At 59.1% G+C, this 23,758-nt stretch carries 18 protein-coding genes; 1 reads left to right on the plus strand and 17 read right to left on the minus strand.

All coding sequences use genetic code 11. The annotated features are described in order from the left end of the window. Position 1 precedes the first annotated feature (1 nt). The 8 genes from recJ to ACNSPV_RS12225 form a co-directional block, all read right to left on the minus strand. On the minus strand, positions 2 to 2,134 hold the full coding sequence (gene recJ / locus ACNSPV_RS12190; RefSeq protein WP_348583201.1) for a single-stranded-DNA-specific exonuclease RecJ: 2,133 nt from the start codon (positions 2,132 to 2,134) through the stop codon (positions 2 to 4). Then, the gene (locus tag ACNSPV_RS12195) at positions 2,131 to 3,468 is read right to left on the minus strand and encodes a 5-bromo-4-chloroindolyl phosphate hydrolysis family protein (RefSeq protein WP_348583199.1); all 1,338 of its coding nucleotides are present in this window, start codon (positions 3,466 to 3,468) and stop codon (positions 2,131 to 2,133) included. The genes recJ and ACNSPV_RS12195 overlap by 4 nt, the downstream gene beginning before the upstream one ends. 10 nt (positions 3,469 to 3,478) lie before the next feature. Further along, a complete protein-coding gene (locus tag ACNSPV_RS12200) occupies positions 3,479 to 5,074 on the minus strand; it encodes an NAD(P)/FAD-dependent oxidoreductase (RefSeq protein ID WP_348583197.1) in 1,596 nt (531 codons plus the stop codon). Between the two features lie 20 nt (positions 5,075 to 5,094). Continuing rightward, positions 5,095 to 6,399: a YbbR-like domain-containing protein gene (locus ACNSPV_RS12205; RefSeq protein WP_348583195.1), complete on the minus strand. Its 1,305-nt coding sequence runs from the start codon at positions 6,397 to 6,399 to the stop codon at positions 5,095 to 5,097. Continuing rightward, positions 6,396 to 7,295 carry a diadenylate cyclase CdaA gene (cdaA, locus tag ACNSPV_RS12210; protein ID WP_249236962.1) on the minus strand — a complete coding sequence of 300 codons (900 nt, stop codon included), beginning with the start codon at positions 7,293 to 7,295 and terminating at the stop codon, positions 6,396 to 6,398. The genes ACNSPV_RS12205 and cdaA overlap by 4 nt, the downstream gene beginning before the upstream one ends. 16 nt (positions 7,296 to 7,311) lie before the next feature. Continuing rightward, positions 7,312 to 8,478 carry a 2-C-methyl-D-erythritol 2,4-cyclodiphosphate synthase gene (gene ispF, locus ACNSPV_RS12215; RefSeq protein WP_418268283.1) on the minus strand — a complete coding sequence of 389 codons (1,167 nt, stop codon included), beginning with the start codon at positions 8,476 to 8,478 and terminating at the stop codon, positions 7,312 to 7,314. Positions 8,479 to 8,614: 136 nt separating this feature from the next. Further along, positions 8,615 to 10,297, minus strand: a complete 1,683-nt coding sequence (locus ACNSPV_RS12220; protein ID WP_339395160.1) for a phospho-sugar mutase — start codon at positions 10,295 to 10,297, stop codon at positions 8,615 to 8,617. Between the two features lie 122 nt (positions 10,298 to 10,419). Further along, positions 10,420 to 10,779: a hypothetical protein gene (locus ACNSPV_RS12225; RefSeq protein WP_348583192.1), complete on the minus strand. Its 360-nt coding sequence runs from the start codon at positions 10,777 to 10,779 to the stop codon at positions 10,420 to 10,422. 161 nt (positions 10,780 to 10,940) lie between these two features. On the opposite strand from ACNSPV_RS12225, the gene ACNSPV_RS12230 reads away from it, so the two are divergent. After that, the gene (locus ACNSPV_RS12230; RefSeq protein WP_339395162.1) at positions 10,941 to 12,479 is read left to right on the plus strand and encodes a YifB family Mg chelatase-like AAA ATPase; all 1,539 of its coding nucleotides are present in this window, start codon (positions 10,941 to 10,943) and stop codon (positions 12,477 to 12,479) included. A gap of 149 nt (positions 12,480 to 12,628) precedes the next feature. Here the strand turns inward: ACNSPV_RS12230 and ACNSPV_RS12235 are convergent, their stop codons facing one another. From ACNSPV_RS12235 to deoD, 9 genes are all read right to left on the minus strand, one after another. Further along, positions 12,629 to 14,068, minus strand: a complete 1,440-nt coding sequence (locus ACNSPV_RS12235; protein WP_249236967.1) for a TrkH family potassium uptake protein — start codon at positions 14,066 to 14,068, stop codon at positions 12,629 to 12,631. A 12-nt stretch (positions 14,069 to 14,080) separates the two neighbouring features. After that, entirely contained in the window at positions 14,081 to 15,451 is a 1,371-nt protein-coding gene (gene trkA / locus ACNSPV_RS12240) for a Trk system potassium transporter TrkA (RefSeq protein ID WP_249236968.1), read from the minus strand. A gap of 163 nt (positions 15,452 to 15,614) precedes the next feature. Further along, the gene (locus tag ACNSPV_RS12245) at positions 15,615 to 16,931 is read right to left on the minus strand and encodes a thymidine phosphorylase (RefSeq protein WP_348583190.1); all 1,317 of its coding nucleotides are present in this window, start codon (positions 16,929 to 16,931) and stop codon (positions 15,615 to 15,617) included. A gap of 170 nt (positions 16,932 to 17,101) precedes the next feature. Next, positions 17,102 to 18,019, minus strand: coding sequence for an ABC transporter permease (locus ACNSPV_RS12250; RefSeq protein ID WP_005940080.1), 918 nt, complete (start codon positions 18,017 to 18,019; stop codon positions 17,102 to 17,104). Position 18,020: 1 nt separating this feature from the next. After that, the gene (locus ACNSPV_RS12255) at positions 18,021 to 19,190 is read right to left on the minus strand and encodes an ABC transporter permease (protein WP_249236971.1); all 1,170 of its coding nucleotides are present in this window, start codon (positions 19,188 to 19,190) and stop codon (positions 18,021 to 18,023) included. A 3-nt stretch (positions 19,191 to 19,193) separates the two neighbouring features. Next, complete coding sequence (locus ACNSPV_RS12260) at positions 19,194 to 20,708, minus strand: ABC transporter ATP-binding protein (RefSeq protein ID WP_348585181.1); 1,515 nt, start codon at positions 20,706 to 20,708, stop codon at positions 19,194 to 19,196. A gap of 296 nt (positions 20,709 to 21,004) precedes the next feature. Beyond that, positions 21,005 to 22,180: a BMP family ABC transporter substrate-binding protein gene (locus ACNSPV_RS12265; RefSeq protein WP_348583189.1), complete on the minus strand. Its 1,176-nt coding sequence runs from the start codon at positions 22,178 to 22,180 to the stop codon at positions 21,005 to 21,007. Positions 22,181 to 22,465: 285 nt separating this feature from the next. Continuing rightward, positions 22,466 to 22,912 carry a cytidine deaminase gene (locus ACNSPV_RS12270; RefSeq protein WP_418268284.1) on the minus strand — a complete coding sequence of 149 codons (447 nt, stop codon included), beginning with the start codon at positions 22,910 to 22,912 and terminating at the stop codon, positions 22,466 to 22,468. A gap of 90 nt (positions 22,913 to 23,002) precedes the next feature. After that, positions 23,003 to 23,722 (minus strand): purine-nucleoside phosphorylase, encoded by a 720-nt coding sequence (gene deoD / locus ACNSPV_RS12275; protein ID WP_339395169.1) that lies wholly within the window; start codon positions 23,720 to 23,722, stop codon positions 23,003 to 23,005. Positions 23,723 to 23,758 lie beyond the last annotated feature (36 nt).

The following is a 23,758-nucleotide window of genomic DNA, read 5'->3' on the forward strand; positions in this document are numbered from 1 at the left end:
TTTACATTCCCTCCAAACATTTCAGGACCGGGGCATCCGCAAGGTTCTTTTTACCCTGCGCAGGCACAAGCTCCAGATATTTTGCCCCACCCTTTTCCACAGCGGCGATCAGGCCCACCTGTTCCAGAGCCGTCACTGCCACCAGCGTTTTGCCTGTATTTTCCTCGCCCAGCTTCGCACACAGCGGCTGCAGATCCTCTGCATGCCAGCGGCGTGCCTGCAGCTCACGATATACCGTGATCATGTGGCTGCGGTCGGGCGTGATCAGTGCTTTTTGTTCTGCCGTCAGCGGCGTGCCCCGGCGCAGCGCCGCCACCAGTGCGGCCTGTTCCGCCAGCTTGCCGCCAAGGCCCGCCGGGTGCAGATCCAGGATGCGGCCCGAAAGCTGTGCGCCCCGGGGCGAATCGTAGACCGAAAGATTCAGCGCCGCATCCACCACGTCTCCCGTGGTGTAGGGCAGCTGCTCCGGGTGCATGCCGAACCACACCGCATACACGCTGGCGTTGCCCTGCCGCAGGCGCAGGCGGCTGTGCCTGCCATCCGACACCGGATACACCCCGTCCACCACGGCGTTCTGCAAAAGGAACACCGGGGTGGGATTCTCGGCACCATAGGGTGCCAGCTGATCCAGCCTGCGCACGCTCTCCACCGTGACCCGGTCCAGATGAATGGACAGGTCACATTCCAGCGGGGTCGCATGCAGCACCGGGCATTCCCGCGCGGCCCACTCGTTCAGGCGGCGGCGCAGGGCAGGCAGGTTTTCTTCCCGCACCGAAAGGCCCGCCGCCATGGCGTGGCCTCCGTAGCGGATGAGCAGGTCTGCGCAGGAGCCGATACAGTCGTGGAGGTTGAATCCCTGCACACTGCGGCCGCTGCCTTTGCACTCGCCGTGCTCGTCCACCGTCACCACGATCACCGGCCGGCCGGTGCGCTCCACCAGCCGGGAGGCCACGATGCCAATGACGCCGGGATGCCAGTCGCGGCCCCACAGCAGCATCACGCGGTCTTCCAGCCGTTCCGGCTCCTGTTCCAGAAGCTCCTGCGCCGCATTGAAGATCTGCAGCTCGATCTCCTGACGCCGGGCGTTGATCTCGTTCAGTTTGCGGGCCAGCTCTTCAGCACGGTCGGGATCCTCGCAGAGCACCAGCTGCAGGGCGGTCACGGCGCTGTCCATACGGCCCGCCGCGTTGATGCGCGGCGCAATGGCATAGCTGACATTCTCCGCCGTAACGGGCTTGCCCGTAAGGCCCACCTCTTCCAGCAGGGCTTCCAGCCCGGGACGGTCGGTGTTTTGCAGCTGATGCAGGCCGGATCTTACCAGTGTGCGGTTCTCGCCGGTCAGCGGCATCACATCTGCCACCGTGCCCACAGCGGCAAGGTCGCCGCAGTAATCCAGCATTTCCTCCGGCGGGCAGCCGTCCAGCGCGGCGCACAGCTTAAAGGCCACGCCCGCACCGCACAGGCCCTTGAAAGGGCTGGTATCATCCCTGCGGCGGGGATCCACCACAGCAGCCGCCTTCGGCAATGTATCCGGCGGCAGATGGTGGTCGGTGATGATCAGGTCGATGCCCAATTCTGCAGCGTAGTCCGCTTCTTCCACGGCAGAAATGCCATTGTCCACGGTCACGATCAGCTGACAGCCCTTGTCGTGGATGGAGCGGATTGCGTTTTTGGAAAGGCCGTAACCATCGCCCTCGCGGCTGGGCAGCATACACTTGACGGTCGCTCCCATGCCCTTGAGATGCTGGTACAAAAGGGCCGTAGCGGTCACGCCGTCCACATCGTAATCGCCGAACACCACGATGGTCTCCCCGTCATCGATGGCCCGCCAGATGCGCTCACAGGCCTTCTGCATATCGGTCAGCAAAAACGGGTCGCTCAGCTCTTCCTCACCGGCCAGCAGGGTCAGCGCGTCGGTGGGGTCGGTGACGCCGCGGGCCGTCAGAACGCCCGCCAGCAGGGCGTTTTCCTTCTGCTGGGCAGCAAGCACGGCCTTGTATTTCTGTTCGCTCCAGGGTTCCCCCTCCTGCGCATTGTATTCCAGTTCTTCAGCTGCCTGCTCCGCAATGGCTGCGGTCAGTTCCCGCAGGGCAGCGCGGTCAAGGTTTTTCAGCTCCCATGCACGGTAGGTCATTGAAAATCCCCTCCCGTCAGCCCATCGCTGGCCAGCATACCCTGCAATGCGGCGATCTCCGAGGAGACATCCATAGCAACATCCGAGAGCAGCGTATCATACAGGGTGTCGTACGCCTGATTCAGCGTGTGAAGGATGCCCGCGATATCGCGGCGGATGGTCTCGGCGTTTTCGCCCTGCTGGCCCTGCACGTCGTTGTAGGTGTGCAGCAGCTTGAGGGTGGTGGGGATATAGTATTCCGCAAAGCGGCGGGCCTTGGGCAGGCTTTCCGGATGTGCCTCCAGCCAGTCGCAGATGGCGGTGGTGGTGGTCTGCATATGGTCCAGCTCTTCGCGGCCCTGCGCATCCTGCATCAGCTGTTTTTCCTGCTGCAGCACGACGGCAAAGCGGCGGGCCGTTTCCAGATTGAGCGACACATCGTCTGTTTTTTCCTTTACCGGTTCCGGCTGCGGCTCTTTGGGGGCCGCAGCGGCCTCCTGCGCGGCACGGTAATCCTCTGCCGTCAGATAGAGTTTTTCCGTTTTTTCGTCCACCCATGCGCTCAGCCAGCCATTGCGGATGAATCTGCGCACCCACTTGAGGGCCCGGGTCTTTTTCTCGTCCACGGCTTCCAGCGGCAGGCCCTTTTTGCAGTCAAAGCCTTCCGCCGCCTCGGCCAGACGGAGCAGTGTCTTGCTGGCCTTCAGGCGGGACGCACCGGCAGTGATCATCCACACGAACACGGCGGTGACAGCCGCAAAGCACCAGCCGGTGATGCGCACCGCCCCCAGTGCAAAGCTGCCCATGGCTGCAGCATTTTCTGCCATAAAGCTGTCCTGCAGAATGGCCTGCAGAACAGCCGTATTGGGCGTAAACAGGCCCGCCGCACCCAGACAGGAGACTGCCGTGATGCCAAAGATCACCGTAAACGTGATGCCGACTGCCAGCAATGCACAGCCTGCGCTGTACCGCTTTTTGGCGCTGGCGCGGATCTCGTCTGCCGGGGTCATCTCTGCCTTGCCGAACATCTGCCGGAACCAGCCGGGCATCCCGGCGGCCTGCGGGGCGCGGTGCTCTTCGTTCAGGCCCTGTTCCTTTTGTTCCGGTGCACCGCTGTGCGCATTCCGGCGGCTGCGGAAAGCCTTTGCCGCCTCGTTGATGCCATAGTTCGCGGCATCCACCGCAGCACGGCCCACGCCATAGGCGCGGTCGCCAATGTCCTCGCCTCTGCCCTCAAAGCCATGGGCAAACGCATCGGACATGGTATCGCCAAAGGCGCGCAGCTGGGATTCCAGCTCCTGCTGCACCTGACGGCCATCGGTCTGTTTTTTTGTATCGTTTTCACGATCGTTCATCAAAATTTTCTCACCCTTCTGCCGGTGCATACCGGCTGATGATGGCGCGGGCCACCCGCAGGCCATCCACGGCGGCGCTCATGATGCCGCCCGCATATCCGGCACCCTCGCCGCAGGGATACAGGCCTGCCAGCTGAGAGCACTCAAAATTCTCTTCCCGTTTCAGCCGCACCGGGCTGCTGGTGCGGGTCTCAAGGCCGGTCAGGATGGCCTCCGGTGCGGTGTAGCCTGCAATTTTGCGCTCGTAGGCGCGCAGGCCTGCCCGCAGCGTATCGGCCAGCTCCCCGGGCAGCAGTGCACCCAGATCCGCGGCTGTCACGCCGCGGTCGTAGGTAGGCTGCACACGGCCGATGTTCAGCTGACCGCGCCCTTCCAGAAAGCTCTGGATATTTTCAGCCGGGGCAGCATACTCCCCTGCGCTGCGCCCGGCGGTGTAGGCTCTGGCTTCCAGCTCCCGCTGGAATGCGATGGCCCGGCGCGGGTCGTCCCCAAAATCTTTTCCACCCACGCTCACCACCACAGCCGCGTTGGCATTTTTGCCGCTGCGTGCGTGGTAGCTCATGCCGTTAGTGACAACGCAGCCTTTCTCGCTGGCCGATGCCACCACCTGCCCGCCGGGGCACATGCAGAAGGTGTACACGCACCGCTCCCCCACATGCTGGGAGAGCTGGTACTCGCCCCGCGGCAGGGCCGGGTGCCCGGCAGCTTCGTGATACAGGCTTTTTTCGATCTCGCTCTGCAGGTGTTCGGCGCGGAATCCCACGCTGAAGGGCTTGCACTCCAGCACAAAGCCGCCATCCATCAGCATCCCGAAGGTGTCCCGGGCCGAATGGCCCACTGCAAACACCAGAGCTTCGCAGGCAAAGGTACCGCTGGTGGTAAAAATACCGGTGAGCGTGCCGTTTTTCTGTTCAAAGCCGGTCAGGGCCGTGTTGAAGTGCACCTCGCCGCCCAGAGCTTCAATTTCCTTGCGGATGGAGGTGATGACGCCGCGCAGCAGGTCGGTGCCCACATGGGGCTTCTGCTTCCAGGCGATCTCCTCCGGCGCACCGTGCTGCAGGAACACCTCGGTGACAAAACCGCACAGCTCATCGCCGATGCGGGTGGTCAGCTTGCCGTCCGAAAAAGTACCGGCACCGCCCTCGCCAAATTGAATGTTCGCATTCACATCCAGCTCGCCGGTGGCAGAGAAGTGCTCCACCGCCTTTACGCGCTCGTCCAGCGCCGGGCCGCGCTCCAGCACAATGGGCCGGTAGCCCTGCCGGGCCAGCAACAGCGCCGCGAACAGGCCCGCCGGGCCAAGGCCGCACACCACAGGCCGGTGCGCCAGCGGAAGCGTGCCATTCTGCACCGAAAGATTCACCTTTTTCTGCAGCGATGCATCGCCGCAGCGGGCAGCAAACGCTGCTTCTTCGGCAGGCTCTTTCAGGGTGACGGCCACCGTGTACACCAGCTTGGGCTGACCATGGCGGGCATCCACCGAGAGCTTTGCCACGCCCAGATGCTGCACCTTTCCGCGCGGGATGCGGGCAGCGTGCAGGGCTTTTTCAAATGCCTGCGGCTCTCCGGCAGAGAGCGGCAGACGGATATTGCGAACCAGAATCATAGTATCGTGTGTTCCTTTTTTCAGTTGCTGTCGATGCGGCACTGCAGCACATAGCTGCCCAGCGCAAAGATCTTGCCGTTGGAGGGCACATACAGGCGGCAGGCGATGTTCTGTTCGCCCGTTGCCACCGAGAAGTCCTCTGCATCGATCTCAATGACCACCTGCTCCGGGGTCAGGGACGCCATGGCGGCCTTGGGCCCGCAGAGAGTCACGTTCATCAAGCGTTCGGTCTGCACCGTCAGCTGATAGGTAGGCGGCAGGTTGACCACCTGCACACAGGTGTTGGGCAGGTTCATGGTCTTGGTCTCCAGAGCAGAGCAGTCAAAGCTGACTGTGATGGTGGAGATGTTATCCAGCAGATAGATGTCCGTGGGCAGGTCGATGGGCAGCTCGTAGCTCTTGTTCAGCGTAAAGGTGGAAAGGTCGATGCTGCCAATGGGCAATGTGGACAGCATATCGATCTTAGCCTCCGGGCCGGCCACCTTGAGCTGCTTGCGGCTGAGCGCGTATACCAGCACCGAATCATCAAAATCGCGCGGTGCATTGATGAAATTCACATTCACCGGCAGGGTGGCCATCTTGTACACCTGCAGGGTGACGTCCACACTGTTTTCTTCCAGCTCCGTGTACTCAAACTTGACCTCCCTGCCGCCGGAGGTGTAGAAGCGCAGCGGCGTGCTCAGTGTGACCGACTCGGTCAGCTCCCCGCTGTAGGTCACCTCTGCGGTACAGGTAACGGCCTTGTCCAGCTCACTGCTGGGGCCGGAAAGGGTGATGTTCTCCTTGGAAACATCGGTGCTGTAGAGGATATAGCCATCCGCAATGGTCAGGTAGTTGGTGGTAACGGTAACGGGCAGGGTCTTTTCCTCCACCACGTCGAACACCACGTCCACCGTGTTATCATTGCCTTCCATGGTCACGGTAACACCGTTCAGCAGGCCGTTGGCACCGCGCACCAGCAGGCGCAGGGTCTTTTCGCCGCTGTCGCGCACGCTGGAAAAATCCGGGTAGACCACAAAATCGGAAGCGGTCAGGCCGCCGATGGTGTAGCCGTCACCGGAGATCTTCAGGTTCACGGTCTTGTCCTGTGCGCTGACGATGCTCAGGCCCCGGGAGGTGTAAGCAGCGGAATCGTAGGTATAATCCACCGGCACATTATAAATGGTGTTGGTGGTGCCGGGCTGGACGATGATCGTGACCACCATCCATGCAACGATGGCGCCCAGCACCGAAAGTGCCAGCCGGATGCGGCGGTCGTCCAGAATGTTTTTCTTATGGGCGACCGCCGGCTTTGCGCCGTTTTTCTTGTTGGGTTCGTTGTTCATTGCGCATCGTCCTCCTTCTGGCTGACCCATTTCCACAGACGGTCCAGCTGACCACGCCAGCCGCTGACCGTCGTCTTTTCGGCAGCGGTCTCCTTGGGGATCATCTCGTCCACCAGACGGGTATACAGGGTCTGGCGGTCAAAGTGGCGGATCAGCACACCGTTTTTCGCCATGGAAATGATGCCGGTCTCCTCGCTGACCACGATAGCGATGGCGTCGGAATTTTCGGCAATGCCAAGGCAGGCGCGGTGGCGGGTGCCCATATCCTTGCCGAGATCCAGATTATTGGAAAGCGGCAGCACACAGCCCGCCGCTTTGATGCGGCCATTCTCAATGATGGCGGCACCGTCGTGCAGAGGCGTGCCCTCATAGAAGATGGTGCCCAGCACCTCCAGATTGACGGCGCTGTTCACCGGCGTACCGGTGCGCACGATCTCAGAAAGGTTCGTGTGGCGTTCCAGCACGATCAGCGCACCGGTCTTGGTCTCCGAAAAGCGCTCGGCGGCGTCACAGATGGCAATGATGGCACTGCGCCATGCGCCCTTGAGGCTGGGGTCGTTGTAGCGGCCTTTGACATTGAACAGCTTGGCAGCCCACTGGTCGGTCTGGCCCATGCGCTCCAGCGCACGGCGGATCTCCGGCTGGAACAGCACCACCAGGGTCAGCAGGCCCACCTGCAGCAGTGAGTTCAGCAGCCATGTGACGGTACGCATGTTCAGCGTTTCCGCCACCAGATAGACTGCCATCACCAGCAGCGCACCCTTGAACAGCTGACCGGCACGGGTGCGGTTGACAATGCCCAGCAGCTGGTAAATCAGGAAGGAAATGATGATGATATCCAGCAAATCGACCAGTTTGAAGGTCTGGAAATTTGCAATGATCGCGTTCAGAGTCATTGGTACACGCTCCCGTTTACAGTGTTTCGATCAGGGCAACGGCATGGGCGGCAATGCCCAGCCCCTCGCCGGTAAAGCCCAGATGTTCCTCGGTGGTAGCCTTCACGCTCACCGCGTCCACCGGCAGGCCGAAGGCATCGGCCAGATTCCGGCGCATGGCCGGGATGTGCGGTGCCAGCTTGGGCCGCTGACACAGCAGCGTTGCGTCGATATTTTCAATGCGGAAGCCGTGCTCCTTTAAAATTTCAGCCACACGGCGGGCCAGCTTCAGGCTGTCTGCGCCGGAGTAGGCAGGGTCATTGTCCGGGAAATGCTGGCCGATATCGCCCAGCGCCGCTGCACCCAGCACTGCATCCATCACAGCATGGGCCAGCACATCGGCGTCCGAGTGGCCCAGCAGGCCCTTTTCAAAGGGCACTTCCACGCCGCCCAGGATCAGCTTGCGGCCTTCCACCAGACGGTGCACGTCATAACCATGTCCAATGCGCATTTTATGTTCCTCTTTCTGTTCCGGGCGGGGCAGGTCCTCGCGGGTGGTGATCTTCAGATTCGCGTAATCGCCCTGCGTCAGCTGCACGGGGCGCCCGGTCAGCTCGAACAGGCTGCAGTCATCCGTGACAAGGCGGGCTTTTTCGGCGTCCAGCTCTTCCAGCGCCGCCAGATAGGCTGCGCGGTCAAAGCACTGCGGCGTCTGCACCGCATACAGGGTGCTGCGGTCCGGGGTGGCATGTACAAAACAGTCCTCCGGCACCGTCTTTCCGCTGCCCCGCACTGCCGCCTTGATGGTATCCTTCACCGGCACGGCAGGCGCTGCGGCACCGCATCGGGCTGCAGCTTCCAGCGCAGCAGTGATGACCTGCTGGCTGACGAAAGGCCGGGCCGCATCGTGCACAGCCACAAGCGCACCGGAAGCTGCCAGCACACCGTTTTTCGCGCTCTCTGCGCGGGTGGCACCGCCCGCCACAACGCATACAGGCTTTGTGCAGTCTGCGGCCTGCTGCTGGGCAAAGGCACGGTTACTGCCTGCCACCAGAATGATCTCGTCCACCAGCGGACACTGCGCAAATGCGCGGATGCTGCGATGCAGCACCGTCTCCCCGCCCAGATCAAAGCTGAGCTTATCAAAACCCATGCGCGTGGAGGAGCCTGCCGCCACCAATACCGCCGATACTTTCTTTTCCAATCTCTTCACCTGCCCGATCCCTATAATAAGCCATATTTTATTATAGCGTATAACTTCTCAAACTGCAACCGATAATCTGCAGCAAAAATGCCCCTCTGCACAGGGCAGAGGGGCACAAACTTGTTCTTGATGGAGTTTACTTCAGCATCGGCTCGATGGCAGCAGCCAGAGCATCTTTCTGTGCCTGTGCTTCTGCCAGATCCTTACCCAGCGTGGTGAAGTAGGTCTTGATCTTCGGCTCGGTGCCGGAGGGACGCACCACAACGGTAGCGCCGTTTTCCAGACTATAGATCAGCACGTTTGCTGCAGGCAGACCGGTCTCCTCGGGCTTCTTGTAGTCGGTCACCTTGACCACCTTGTGGCCAGCCAGCTCGGCGGGCGGTTCATCGCGCAGCTTCTGCATGATGGAAGCCATCTTCTCCATGCCGGTCAGGCCGGGGAACTCAAAGCTGTCCACCTTGTTCAGGTAGCGGCCATACTGCTTATAGATCTCTTCCAGACGCTGCTTGATGGAGGAACCGATGCTGCGGTAGTAAGCGGCCATTTCGCAGATCAGCATGGAGCCGATGACGGCATCCTTATCACGCACATAGGGGCCGGCCAGATAGCCGTAGCTTTCCTCAAAGCCGAAGATGAAGCGGTCCACCTCACCTGCAGCTTCCAGATTTGCGATCTGGTCGCCGATCCACTTGAAGCCGGTCAGCACGCTGCGCATCTCCACGCCGTAATGTGCGGCAATGGCGTCGGCCAGCGGAGTGGACACGATGGACTTGACTGCCACCGGATCCTTGGGCATGGTTCCCTTTTCAATGCGGCCTGCGCAGATGTAGTCCAGCAGCAGAGCGCCCATTTCGTTGCCGGATACCAGCTCATAGCTGCCATCCGGGCACTTCATGGCGATGCCCACACGGTCCGCATCGGGGTCGGTGGCCAGCATCAGGTCTGCACCGGTCTTGGTGGCCAGATCCAGACCCAGCTTCAGAGCCTCAAAGATCTCGGGGTTGGGGTAGGAGCAGGTGGTGAAGTAGCCGTTGGGATACTCCTGCTCGGGCACGATGGTGATGTCGGTGATGCCCATATCGTTCAGCACGTGGGTGACCGGCACCAGACCGGAGCCGTTCAGCGGGCTGTACACCAGCTTCAGGCCGGCAGTCTTGCACAGGCCCGGGCGCACCTGACGAGCCTCAATGGCGTCGTACAGAGCCTTTTTGCAGTCATCGCCCACAAAGCGGATCAGACCCTGCTCCACGCCCTCAGCAAAGGAAATGTACTTTGCGCCGGTGAGAACGTCGGTCTTCTGGATCTCATCGTAGACGATGGCGGCAGCGTCATCGGTCATCTGGCAGCCGTCCGGGCCGTAGGCCTTGTAGCCGTTGTACTTGGCCGGGTTGTGGGATGCCGTGACCATGATACCGGCGTTGCACTGGTAGTAACGGGTAGCAAAGCTCAGGGCAGGCACGGGCATCAGGGCATCATAAATGCGCACCTTGATGCCGTTTGCAGCCAGAACGCCTGCGGCAGTCTTGGCAAAAACATCGCTCTTCAGGCGGCTGTCGTAGCTGATGGCCACGGTCTGGGTGCCCTTCTGGGTCTTGACCCAGTTTGCCAGACCCTGCGTAGCCTGACGGACGACATAAATATTCATACGGTTGGTGCCAGCGCCCAGAACGCCGCGCAGACCAGCCGTGCCAAACTTCAGAGCCACCGCAAAGCGGTCCTTGATCTCTTCGTCATTTCCCTCGATCTTGGCCAGCTCCGGCTTCAGATCTGCGTCTTCCAGATCGGCAGCCATCCAGCGCTTATATTCATCCAAATACATCTTGCACACCTTACCTTTTGTAAATTTTTCCGCAAAAAGAAACAGGTTTAACAAAACCTACTTATAATATAAACTCTCCGCGTCCATGTGTCAATTGCGTAATCTGCAACAAGATTTGCTGCTTAAAACCGGCATAAGGCACAAAAATCCAAATTATCGCCTGCAAAGTCCGGGATCATCCCGGCTGTGCCTGCATTTTCCAGCAGCTCATAGCTCTGGCCCACATCCGCCAGCACCTCCAGCCACTGCTCCAGACCCACGCTGTTTTCGCACAGGTAGCGCAGCAGCTGCATGGCCCGGGCAAAACTGCCCTCGGGCAGACGCACCGCACTGCAGCGCACCCGGCCATCCTGCTCGTGCCGCAGCTCCATCACCACGCCCTGTGCGGACAAAGCTCCGCAATAGACAAGGCTGTGAGCATGCTGCAGCCCCTCCAACTCCGAATATGTATGGATATAGCGGCAGTATTCTTTGTTCATCATGGAAAAATTCTCTCCTCTCTATCGCATTGACATCTTTCCTGCCCTTTACTATAATGAATCCAGACGTATTTTTGTGTCGAAGTTTGGCATTTTTGTCCATTATTTTCCACTTTTGCCAATTCTTTTCCGTTTTGTCACTCATTGGAGCGAGGGAGAGCACCATGTATTCTGTCACCCGAAGCTTTGGTCTGAAGGGCCTGAACGGCTTTGCCGTAGCGGTAGAAGCCGATGTCTCCGGCGGTCTGCCCGCATTTTCCATCGTAGGCCTGCCGGATTCCGCTGTGCGCGAAAGTGCAGACCGCGTGCGTGCCGCCATCAAGAATCTGGGGTTCAAGTTCCCGGACCGGCGCATCACCATCAATCTGGCCCCGGCCGATGTCCGCAAGACCGGCCCGGTGTATGATCTGCCCCTGCTGCTTGCGCTTCTTATTTCCAGCGGCCAGCTGGAGGCCGTCCCGTCGGATGCTGCCTTTCTGGGCGAACTGGCGTTGGACGGCACCCTGCGGCCGGTATCCGGCGTTCTGCCCATGGCTCTGGCCGCTGCCGAAAGCGGCATCCGCGCCCTGTATGTCCCCGCCGAGAACGCCGCGGAAGCTGCCGAAGCCTGCGCCGATGGAATGGCGGTCTACCCCGCCCACACAGCCCGTGAGGTGGTGGATGCGCTGAAGGGAATCTCGTCCCTGTCCCCTGCCGCCGCTGTCCCCTTTGATCCGGCAGAAGCCTGGGCACAGGTGCCGGATTTTGCGGACGTACTGGGCCAGTCTCTGGCGCGGCGGGCCATGGTCATTGCCGCTTCCGGTGGACACAACGTTTTGCTGATCGGCGCACCCGGCACCGGCAAATCCATGCTGGCAAAGCGCCTGCCCGGCATCCTGCCGCCGCTCACCCGGGAGGAAGCCGTGGAGACCACCAAGATCTACTCCATTGCGGGCCAGCTGCCGCAGGGACATGGGCTCGTCTCTGTACGCCCCTTCCGCAGCCCGCACCACTCAGCCAGTGCCGCAGCGCTGGCTGGCGGCGGTGCGCAGTTCCGGCCCGGCGAGTGCAGCCTTGCCAACTGCGGCGTGCTGTTTCTGGACGAGCTCCCGGAGTTTTCCCGCGAGAGTCTGGAAGTCCTGCGCCAGCCTTTGGAGGATGGTCAGATCACGGTCAGCCGCGCGGCAGGCAGCGCCACCTATCCCAGCCATTTCCAGCTGGTGGCAGCCATGAACCCCTGCAAATGCGGCTACTACGGTCATCCCACCCGGCAGTGCACCTGCTCACCCAGTGCCGTGCGGCAGTACCGCAGTCGGGTGTCCGGCCCGCTGCTGGACCGCATCGACCTGTGCGTAGAGATGGACCCCATCGCCTTTGACGAGCTGCACACATCGGCTCCCTCCGAGAGCAGCGCCGACCTGCGCAAACAGGTGCTTGCCGCCCGGGCCATTCAGGCAAAGCGCTATGCCGCCCCGGGTTTTGAGGGCGTGCTCTGCAACGCCCAGCTCACTGCCGGGCAGGTGCGGCGCGTCTGCCGCATGACCCCCGCCGCCGAGCGGCTGCTGCGTGCCTCCTACGACGCTTTGGGCCTTTCCGCCCGCGCCCATGACCGCATCCTGCGGGTGGCCCGCACGGTGGCCGATCTGGCAGGCAAACAGTTGCTGGACGAGGACTGTGTGCTGGAAGCCCTGCAGTACCGGGCACAGGAAAAAGTAGAAGTATAAATGCCTTTCCGTCTTTGCTTCGCAGATCCGCCTTCCCCGAAAAGGGAAGGTCTTGTGTGGTTTACCGTTACGCACAAAAAAAGCCATCTGTATCTTTCCAAATGCTCAATACGAGCAGAAGATCACAGATGGCTTTTTGTTATCGCTTTTTAGAATCTGCGCCACGTATCCGGCAGGAACAGCACCAGCATCGGGAAGATCTCCAGACGGCCGGCCAGCATGTCGAAGATCATCACCAGCTTTGCAGGGTTCGTAAAGCTGCCAAAGTTCATCATGGGGCCCACCTGCGCAAGGCCCGGGCCGATGTTGTTCAAGGTAGCTGCAATGGCTGTGAAGTTCGTCACCATATCAAAGCCATCCAGACTGATGAGCAGGAAGGATACCACGAAGATGAAGAAATACGCGCCCATAAACACATTGGTGGTGCGGATGGTCTCGTGGTTGAGCAGCTTGCCGTCCATGCGGACGGGGGCCACCACCTGCGGGTGCAGCGCCTGCTTGAGCTCCTTGCCCAAGGTCTTGCCCAGAATGAGGAGGCGGCTCACCTTGATGCCGCCGCCAGTGCTGCCTGCGCAGGCACCAATGAACATGAGCACCACCAGAATTTCTTTGGAGAGGGTGGGCCACAGGTCAAAGTCACAGCTGGAAAAGCCAGTGGTCGTGATGATGGAGCCCACCTGAAAGGCTGCCTGACGCAGCGCTTCGCCAAAGTTGTTGTAGATGCTGTAGATGTTGGCCGTGATGAGGCCCACCGCTGCCAGGATCACCACAAAGTAGCCGCGCACCTCCTCGCTGATGACGCGGTTGAATTTGCGCAGCAGCAGCAGGAAGTAGGCATTGAAGTTGACGCCGAACAGGATCATGAAAATGGTCACGACCCACTGGATGTAGGGAGAAAAGCTGGTAAAGCTGTCATTCTTGAAGCCGAAGCCGCCGGTGCCCGCCGTGCCGAAGGCCGTGAGCATGGACTCAAACAGCGGCATGCCGCCCAGCATCAGGAATACCAGCTCCAGCACGGTGAGTGCAAAATAGATGCCGTACAGGATCTTTGCGGTAGACTGCACCTTGGGCACCAGCTTATCCACCTGAGGGCCGGGGCTTTCCGCCTTCATCAGGTTGACGTGGGAGCCGCCGGTCAGGGGCAGCAGCGAGAGCAGGAACACCAGAACGCCCATGCCGCCGATCCAGTGGGTGAAGCTGCGCCAGAACAGGATGCCCTTGGGCAGATCCTCTACCCCGGGCAGGATGCTGGCACCGGTGGTGGTAAAGCCGGACACTGTCTCAAACAGGGCGTCCACCGGGTTCGGGATGCAGCCCGTCACCACAAACGGAACGGCACCCACGATGGAAATGACGATCCAGCTCAGCGAGGTAGCTGCAAAGCCCTCCCGCATATAGAATACCTTGCTTTGGGGCTTGATGCCGCGCAGGGCGTAGCCGATGGCGGCGCTGACTGCCGCCGTGATCAGAAACACGCCCAGCACGAACCATTCGCCGTAGAATCCGCTGGCCGCTGCGGGCAGCAGCAGCAGCGCGCCTTCGATCATCAGCACATAGCCCAGCAGACGGAAAACGATCGCATAATTCATAGTCTGCCTCCGTCAACCCTCTGCGCCCTTATCCAGAATATCGCGCAGATCATGCAGACCATGCTCCAGCGTGACCACAATCACGTTATCGCCCACCTGGATCTGGTCGCCGCCGCGCGGGATCAGGATCTGATGGCCGCGGGTGATGCAGCACAGCAACAGGTTCTTTTTCAGGTGCAGCTGGCTCAGGGGGACACCCGTGGCAGCGCTTTCCTCGTGGACGGTAAATTCCAGCGCTTCCACGCGGTCGTCCAGAATGCGGTACAGCGTCTTGATGTTGCTGCCCGCTTCGTTCTGCAGTGCACGCACATACTGCACGATGTAATCGCAGGTCATGTACTTGGGGTAGACCACGCTGCCCAGATCCAGACCGGCCAGAATATCATCGAACTCCAGACGGTTGACTTTGGTGACTAGCTTGCCCTTGGAGTGCTTTTTGGCAAACAGGGTCAGCAGCACGTTCTCTTCGTCGATGTTGGTCAGGGCCACAAAAGCTTCGGTGGACTCCATGCCCTCAGACAGCAGGAATTCGCGGTTGGAGCCGTCCTCGTTCAGGATCTGTGCGCCGGGCAGCTGTTCTGCCAGCTCCATGCAGCGGGCAGGGTCACGCTCCACGATGCGCACCCGCACATGGTTTTCCAGCAATTCCTGACTCAGGTAGAAGGCAATGGCACCGCCGCCCACGATGAAGGCATTGCGCACCGGGCGCACCGGCAGATGGATGCGCTGGAAGAACTCGTGGGCCTTTTCCTGTGTAGCAAGGAAGGTGACCTGATCGCCGTTCTGCAACACAAAGTTGCCGTTCGGGATGATGACGCCGCCGCTGCGCTCCACAGCACACACCAGAATATCGCTCTTCAGGCGGGTGGGGATCTCGCGGATGGCCACGCCGTCCAGCCCCTGCTCTGCGGTGAGTGCAAACTTGATCAGCCGCACACGGCCGTCTGCAAAGGTGTCGATCTTGCTTGCGCCCGGGAAGCGCAGCAGATGGGAGATCTCCTTTGCTGCAGCCATTTCCGGATTGATGATGGCCGAAATGCCGATCTGCTTTTTGATAAAGTCCAGCTCATGACTGTAGGACGGGTTGCGCACACGGGCAATTGCATGGCAGTGGCCCGCCTTTTTGGCAAACATGCAGCACAGCAGGTTCAGCTCATCGGAGCCGGTCACGGCAATGAACACATCCGCATCTTCAATGCCGGCCTCTGCCAGCGTGGTGATCGAGGAACCGTTGCCCACGATACCCAGCACATCATAGCTTTCAGTCAGATGTTCCACACGCGCTTTGTTGGTGTCCACAATGGTCACATTATGGTCTTCCTCACTGAGCTGCCGCGCCAGCGCAGTGCCAACCTTGCCGCCGCCCACCAGAATGATCTTCATAACAAGTCCTTTCTCTTTCCGCGTCCCTTCTGCCGGGACAGCACAAATCCATCATAGTATAGCATATCCCCCGCCAAAGTTCCACTGCTTTCCACATTATGCTGTAAAAAATGGTAAAATGACGCAAAAAAGCCCCGGGGCACAGGCCCCGGAAGCTTTTTAATCACATTTCAACGCCGTCCTTTGTCACAAGCGCATATACCAGCGGGGCTTCCTCCGGCTTTTCGGCACCGTACACAAGGCCGCTGCGGTACTCGGCGGCGGCAGCTTCAAACTTATCGGCTGCGCCGTAGAAGGTGGCAAGGCTCTCGCCCTTCTTTACGTAGTCGCCGCGCTTTTTATGCAGGGTGATGCCGGCGGCAAAGTCCAGCGGGTCGCCCTTTTTCTGTCGGCCCGCACCCAGCAGCACGCTGGCAGAGCCAATTTTCTCGGCATCGTTCGCCACAATGTAACCGTCCTGCTCTGCCAGCAGCTCAAAGCTTGCCGCAGGCCGCTCAAACAGGCTGTAGTCATCCAGCACGCGGGTATCGCCGCCCTGCGCCGCAAACATCTCCTTGCACTTTGCAAAGGCAGAGCCGTCGGCGATCGCCGCCTCGGCCATGGCGCGGCACTCGGCAGGAGTGCCCTTATCGGCTAGCACCAGCATGTTCGCCGCCAGCTGCAGGCAGACCTCGGTCAGGTCGGCGGGGCCATGGCCCTTGAGCACATCCATGCTTTCCATGACCTCCAGACTGTTGCCGATGTTATGGCCCAGCGGGGTGTCCATATCGGTGATCATAGCGGCAACGCGGCGGCCATGGTGGGTACCGATGGAGACCATCAGCTTGGCCAGCTCAATGCTCTGGTCTACCGTCTTCATAAAAGCTCCGGTGCCGGTGGTCACATCCAGCAGAATGGCGTCCGAGCCGGAAGCCAGCTTTTTGGACATGATGCTGGATGCGATGAGCGGGATGCAGCTGACGGTTGCGGTCACATCCCGCAGGGCGTACATCTTTTTATCGGCAATGGCAATGCCCTCGCTCTGGCCAATGACCGACAGGCCGATCCGGTTCACCTGCGCAAAGAACTCCTCCTGCGAGAGGGCGGTTCTGGTGCCGGGCACGCTCTCCATCTTATCGATGGTGCCGCCGGTATGGCCAAGGCCCCGGCCGCTCATCTTGGCGATCTTCACGCCGCAGGCCGCGACGATCGGTGCAATGACCAGTGTGGTCTTGTCACCCACGCCGCCGGTGGAGTGCTTGTCCACCTTGATGCCCGGAATGGGCGAAAGATCCACCATCACACCGCTGTGAGCCATCACATCGGTCAGCTCTGCGGTTTCTTCATCGGTCATGCCGCGCAGATAGACAGCCATCATCCATGCAGCCATCTGGTAATCAGTCACTTCTCCGCTGACATAGCCATTGACGATCTGCTCCAGCTCCTCACGGCTGTGCGTACCGCCGTCACGCTTTTTTGCAATCAGATCATAAACGCGCATCGTATCACGCTCCTCGTTTTTCAATAGTACGACATTGTAAGATATAGTATAGCAAAATTCCAAACAAAAGCAAGTATCATTCTGTAAACTTTGCCCAATTTTAAGCCAAAAAGGGCGCAGCCGCCCGAAAAAGCAGCTGCGCCCTTGTTTTGGGATCACGAGTCGTCGTTTTAGCGGGATCCCTTGTCGTAGGGGATGCCCTCTGCCTTGGGTGCCATGCTGTTCTTGGAGGTAAATGCCAGAATGATCATGGACGCCACGAACGGCATCATGTTGTAGATATTGCTGGACCAGTGCAGCTGTGCCAGGAAGGTGGAGTCTGCAATGTTTGCCAGACTCTTGAACACGGCAAAGAACATGGCTGCGCCAAAGATGTTGAAGGGCTTCCACTGGCCAAAAATCATAACAGCCATGGCCAGGAAGCCTGCACCGGCCACGCCCACCTCAAAGTTCCAGGTCTGCACCGGGGGCACGATGTAGGCCATACCGCCGATCGCACCCAGTGCACCGGAAATGACAACACCGGCATAGCGCATCTTGTAGACATTGATGCCCACAGAGTCCGCTGCCTGCGGATGCTCGCCGCAGGCACGCAGACGCAGGCCAAAGCGGGTCTTGTACAGCACCACATAGCTGATGATCAGCAGAATGATGCCCAGCGGCACAAAAATGCTCAGCTCCAGCCCGCCGATGCTGAACAGGAAGGGCTTGTTGGTGTAGTTCAGCTTTGCACTGCCGCTATCGCTGAAATTCTTGGCAAGAACCACCGCGATGGCCGTGGCCAGCAGGTTCAGGGCCGTACCGCCGATGGTCTGATCCGCCTTCAGGTTGATGGAGGCAAAGGCCAGCAGCAGACTGTACACCATACCGGCCAGTGCCGCCACCAGAACAGAGATCAGCACCACGAGGAAGACCGGCATTTCGGCAGGCAGCATGGTCAGGGTGAGAACACCCGCCACACCGCCAATGACCATGATGCCTTCCAGTGCGATGTTGATGATGCCGGAGTGCTCGCTGAACATACCGCCCAGTGCCACCAGCATCAGAACGATGCCATACAGCAGCGTATATTTGATCAGAAGCAGCATATCACTTGCCCTCCTTTTCGGTTGCAGGTTTTGCAGGAGCAGCAGGCTCTGCGTTCACGTTGGTCTTGTCGGCATTCCTGAACAGCAGTGCGTGGATCCTGCCGCGGAACAGCATGGAGAATGCGCACAGGTAGATGATGATGCCGCTGATCAGATCCGAGATCTCAGTGGGGTAATACTTGGTGGAAAGGAAGGAACCGCCCACCGAGATATGGGAAATGAAGATGGCCGAGAAGATGGTGCCGATGGGGTTGGAGCTTGCCAGCAGTGCAACGGAAATGCCGTTGAAGCCCATCGTCGGCAGGCTGGTAGAGTTCAGCGGGTTCCACTGGGACACATTGGAAAGGTAGTACAGGCCCGCACCAAAACCGGCCAGCGCACCGGCAATGGCCATGGAGAGGATGATGTTCTTCTTCTCGTTGATGCCGGCGTAGCGGGCAGCGCTCTTGTTCAGGCCGACTGCCTTGAGCTCGTAGCCGAAGGTGGTCTTGTTCAGCACCACCCAGATCAGAACCGCCACTGCTGCCGCCAGAAAGATGGCGATGGTGGTGCTGTTGGTCTGGAACAGCTTGTTCAGGCCAAAGTCCGGGATGATGGACTGGGCGTAATCGGCGTTCTTGCTCAGGTTCATGGTACGGGTGTTGCGCACATCGTACATGGGGCCGGTGCCGTTCTGGTAAATGAGCTCATTGACCAGATACAGGCCGATCCAGTTGAACATGATGGAGGTAATGACCTCGTTGATGTTGAAGTAGGCCTTGAAGAAGCCGGGGATCGCACCCCAGAGACCGCCCAGAATGGTGGCGGCGATCAGGCAGACGAACCATGGCAGCTTGAGCATGATGGCGCAGTACAAAGCGCCGTAAGCGCCCAGCGTGTACTGACCCGCCGCGCCGATGTTGAACAGGCCGGTCTTGAAGGCAAACGCCACAGACAGACCGGTCATAATAAGGGGAGCCGCATTTGCCAGCTCCTTGCCGACGCCATAGGGTGCGTCATGGAAGCCGCCCTTCAGGATGCGCACAAAGCCGTCGCCCCATGCGTGCGCCGGGTTGATGGCCAGCAGCACCAGAAAACCGACCACAAGGCCGATCAGGATGCACAGCAGAGCAGCCAGCACACTGGTGATGGAGCTGTTCAGACTGCTGTGGGAAAGTTTTTTCTTGTTCATGTGTTATTTGCTCTCCTTTCCCTGCTTGCGTGCGCCTGCCATATACAGGCCCAGCTCCTGCACGGTGGTGGTCTTGGGATCAAATTCGCCCACGACCTCGCCCTCGTACATCACAAGGATACGGTCGGACAGGTTCATCACCTCGTCCAGCTCCAGACTGACCAGCAGCACGGCCGTGCCCTTATCGCGCTCGGCCACGATCTGGCGGTGGATGTATTCAATTGCACCAACGTCCAGACCGCGGGTGGGCTGGACTGCCACCAAGAGCTTCGGGTCCTTATCGATCTCGCGGGCAATGATGGCCTTCTGCTGGTTGCCGCCGGACATGCTGCGCACGGTGGTCAGGCTGCCCTGACCGCTGCGCACATCATACTGCGCGATCAGCTTATCGGAGTATTCGCGCACCTTATCGCTGCGGATAAAGCCGCCCTTCTGGAACTCCGGCTGCCAGTAACGCTGCAGCACCATGTTGTTTTCCAGACTGTAGTCCAGCACCAGACCGTGCTTGTGACGGTCCTCCGGGATGTGGCTCATGCCGTCCTTGGAGCGTTGACGGATGGTCTCATTGGTGATGTCCTTGCCGTCCAGCATGATCTTGCCGCTGCTGATTTTTTCCAGACCGGTCAGGCCGTAGACAAACTCGGTCTGGCCGTTGCCCTCGATGCCTGCAAGGCAGACGATCTCGCCTGCGTGCACCTGAAAAGAGACATCCCGGACTGCGTCCTTCTTGTGCTGGGCATTGTGCATGGTGACGTTTTTCACATCCAGCACCACCCTGCCGGGGTCTGCAGGCTTTTTGTCCACCTGCAGCTGCACATCACGGCCCACCATCATGCGGGAAAGCTCTTCCTTGGTGGTATCCTTGATGTCCACGGTACCCATGCACTTGCCCTTGCGCAGAACTGTGCAGCGGTCTGCCACAGCCATGATCTCGTTGAGCTTGTGGGTAATGAACAGGATGGACTTGCCCTCCTTCTTGAACCCGCGCATGATCTCCATCAGTTCGTCGATCTCTTGCGGGGTCAGCACTGCCGTGGGCTCGTCGAAGATCAGGATCTCGTTGTCGCGGTACAGCATCTTCAGGATCTCAACGCGCTGCTGCATACCAACAGAGATATCGCTGATCAGTGCATCCGGGTCCACGCGCAGGCCGTACTTTTCGCTCAGGGCCATTACCTTTTTGCGTGCCTCAGCCTTCTGCAAAAAGCCCATCTTGTTGGGCTCCACGCCCAGAATGATGTTGTCCAGCACGCTGAAGCATTCTACCAGCTTGAAGTGCTGGTGCACCATGCCGATGCCCAGTGCATTTGCATCATTGGGATTGCGGATGGCAACCTCCTTGCCGTTTTTGCGGATCTGACCAGCTTCCGGCTGGTACAGGCCAAACAGCACGCTCATCAGCGTACTTTTGCCGGCGCCGTTCTCGCCCAGCAGGGCATGTACCTCGCCTTTGCGCAGCTGCAGGGTGATATCGTCGTTTGCCTTGATCCCGGGGAACTCCTTGGTAATGTGGAGCATTTCGATCACAAAATCCTCTGCCAATCTGCTCACTCTCCTTTCGTGTCGTTTCGACACTGATACTTCTTTAGTATTCATTATACCTGATTTGCGGCAATTTGCACATGTCTTTTTTGCTTTTTGGCAGAAAGCACAGATAATAGTATTACTTTTGTGTCTTTTTCACGAAGAGTCCGCTGCATTTTTTCCGCATTACGCCAATAGCTGACAGAAAAAAGCGGGGCACCCCGCTAACAGGATGCCCCGCTTTAAAAAGACCTATCGATCGTCCGCAGGCAAGCCTGCCGGACAATAACTTACTGGATGTAGTTGACAGTGGTGAACTCGCTGACGGTGGGCTTGGTAGCGTCGTCGGAGCTGTTATCAACAGTGATCTCGCCGCTCTTGATCTTGCCCTTGACTTCCTCGTACTCGTCGGTGGTGAAGGACTCGAAGTTCCAGCTGTCTGCATCGGTGGGCAGGCCGATATAATCGCCGTCCTCCAGACCGAAGTTGCCATTGGAACCTGCGATGTCACCCCAGCTGCCGGCCTCGATATCAGCCAGAGCAGTGTTGACAGCCTCGGACAGGCCCTTCATAGCAGAGGTAATGAACGGGTTATAAGCGTAGGTGCCATCTGCAACGCCGTTTGCACCGATGTAGTTCTGGTCAACGTCAACACCGATGACATAGCCGTTGTTCTTCAGAGCAGCCTCAACAGCGGAGGTGTAGATGCCGCCGCCGCAGGCAAAGACGACCTGAGTACCGTTGGAGTACCAGCCCTCCATACGGGAGGTGATGTTTGCATCGCCGTAGAACTGGCCGCCGTAGAAGTAGTTGATCTCGATGTTCTGGCCCAGCTCAGCAGCAGCGGCGTCAGCGCCCTGCACGAAGCCGTAACCGTAACGGATAACAGCGGGAACAGCCATGCCGCCCAGGAAGCCCAGCTTGGTCTTGCCGTCCTTTGTAATGGCGTAGCCTGCCAGATAGCCTGCCTGCTCCTCCTTGAAGGTGATGCAGTAGCAGTTGGCAGGGATGGCGTCGGTGCCGATATCGCCCTGAGTCACATCGATGGCGATGAACTTGACATCGGGATACTGGTCAGCAGCCCATGCCAGAGAAGCGCCGTACAGGTAGCCGACACAGACGATCACATCAGCGCCGTCGTTGACAGCCTGACGGATCATGGTCTCGCGGTCCTCATCGGAAGCGTCAGCCTCGGGAATGTAGTACTGGCAGTCATCGCCCATGTAGCCGGAAACAGCAGTCCAGCATGCCTGGTTGAAGCTCTCATCATCGATCGTGCCGGTATCGCAGGTCAGAGCGACCTTGACGATCTTCTCACCGCCCTCAGCAGCAGAGGAAGCGGTAGAAGCAGCAGCGGAAGAAGCGGTGCTGGTAGAAGAAGCGGAAGAACCACCGCAGGCGGTCAGAGCAGCGGCAGCGGCAGCGGCGCCAGCCACAGCCAGGAAATTACGACGAGAAATCATCATAATCAAACTCTCCTTTTATTTTTAATAAAAATTGCGTCAAATAAATAAAATGCGCAGAACTGCACATTTACTGGCTCAAGTATAACGGCAAGCCGTGTCAGATGCAAGCAAATTCCGATTACAAAATCTTTACAATAATTTTGTAAGTTTTTATTAAAAGTAGTATTTATGCACAAATTTGCCGTAGTTCCGGCCATTTTTCGTGCACTCCCTGTGTTTTGCCGCACAATGCACGTATTGCCGTTGCTTTATTGTCCTGCAGTGTGCCTCTGCGTTTTTATCCCGTCACTTCACGGCACGGTTGCCCGCCACATTGGAGGGGCCAAAGCCGAAGGGCAGCAGTTCGTCCATGCTGCGCTCGATAAAGTCTTCCGGCGTCTTTGCCATGATAACGTTCAGTTCCGGCCCGCCGAATTCAAACAAAGCCTGACGGCACACCCCGCAGGGGGAAGTGATCTGCTCGTTCACCTCACCGCGGCGGCTGCCCACCACAGCAATGTCGGTGAACTCGGTCACGCCCTCGGCCACCGCCTTGAACAGAGCTGTGCGCTCGGCACAGCTGGTGGGGGTAAAGGCAGCGTTCTCCACGTTGCAGCCGGTAAAAATACGGCCGTCTCTGGCGCGCAGAGCAGCGCCCACCATAAAATCGCTGTAGGGCGCATAGGCTTTTTCCCGTGCAGCCAGTGCCATGCGGATGAGCTCCTTCTTTTCCTCCAAAGTCAGATTGGTCATATCCGTCACTCCTTTTTGGGTTTTCAGAGGGCGAAAACAGCGCGGTAAGCCCTTTTGCAGGCAAACCGCGCTGAAACGCATTTTTAACGCTTAGTATTCTGCGCCCAGTGCTACCTTCATCATGTCGGTAAAGCTCTTCTGGCGCTGCTCGGCCGTGGTGATCTCCGGCGAGACAAAGCTGTCGGAAATGGTCAGCAGACAGGCAGCATTCTTGCCCAGCACCTGTGCATTGGCAAACAGAGCAAAGCTCTCCATCTCCACGCACAGGCATCCGCGCTCATCGCGCAGCTTTTCCCAGTAGGTGGGCTTTGCATCGGAGGGCTGACGGTAGAACACATCCGAAGAGTGGATGTTGCCCTCGATGAGGGAAATGCCCTGCTTTGCGGCAGATGCGCGCAGCTTGTCGTTCAGGCTCTGGCTGGGCAGCGTGATGTCCCCTTCAAAGCCGCTCTGCACACGGGCATAGTTGCTCTCACTCACAGCACCGGCGGCCAGCACGGTATCAAACAGTCTGGCCTTGTCGGTATAGCTGCCGGCAGAGCCAATGCGGACGATGTTCTCTACATCGTAGAACTTGAACAGCTCATAGGAATAAATGCCAATGGACGGCATGCCCATGCCGCTGCCCATCACGCTGATGGGACGGCCCTCGTAGGTGCCGGTAAAACCCAGCATCCCGCGCACGCCGGTCACCTGACGGACATCCTTGAGGAAGGTGTCCGCAATGAATTTTGCGCGCAGAGGATCGCCCGGCATCAGGACGGTCTTTGCAAAATCGCCTTTTTCAGCACTGATGTGAGGGGTAGACATAAGATCATCTCTCCTTTTCTGTTACATAATACAGCA

This window comes from Faecalibacterium sp. 3, from assembly GCF_048323735.1.
In the GTDB taxonomy this organism is placed as follows: Bacteria; Bacillota; Clostridia; order Oscillospirales; family Ruminococcaceae; genus Faecalibacterium; species Faecalibacterium wellingii.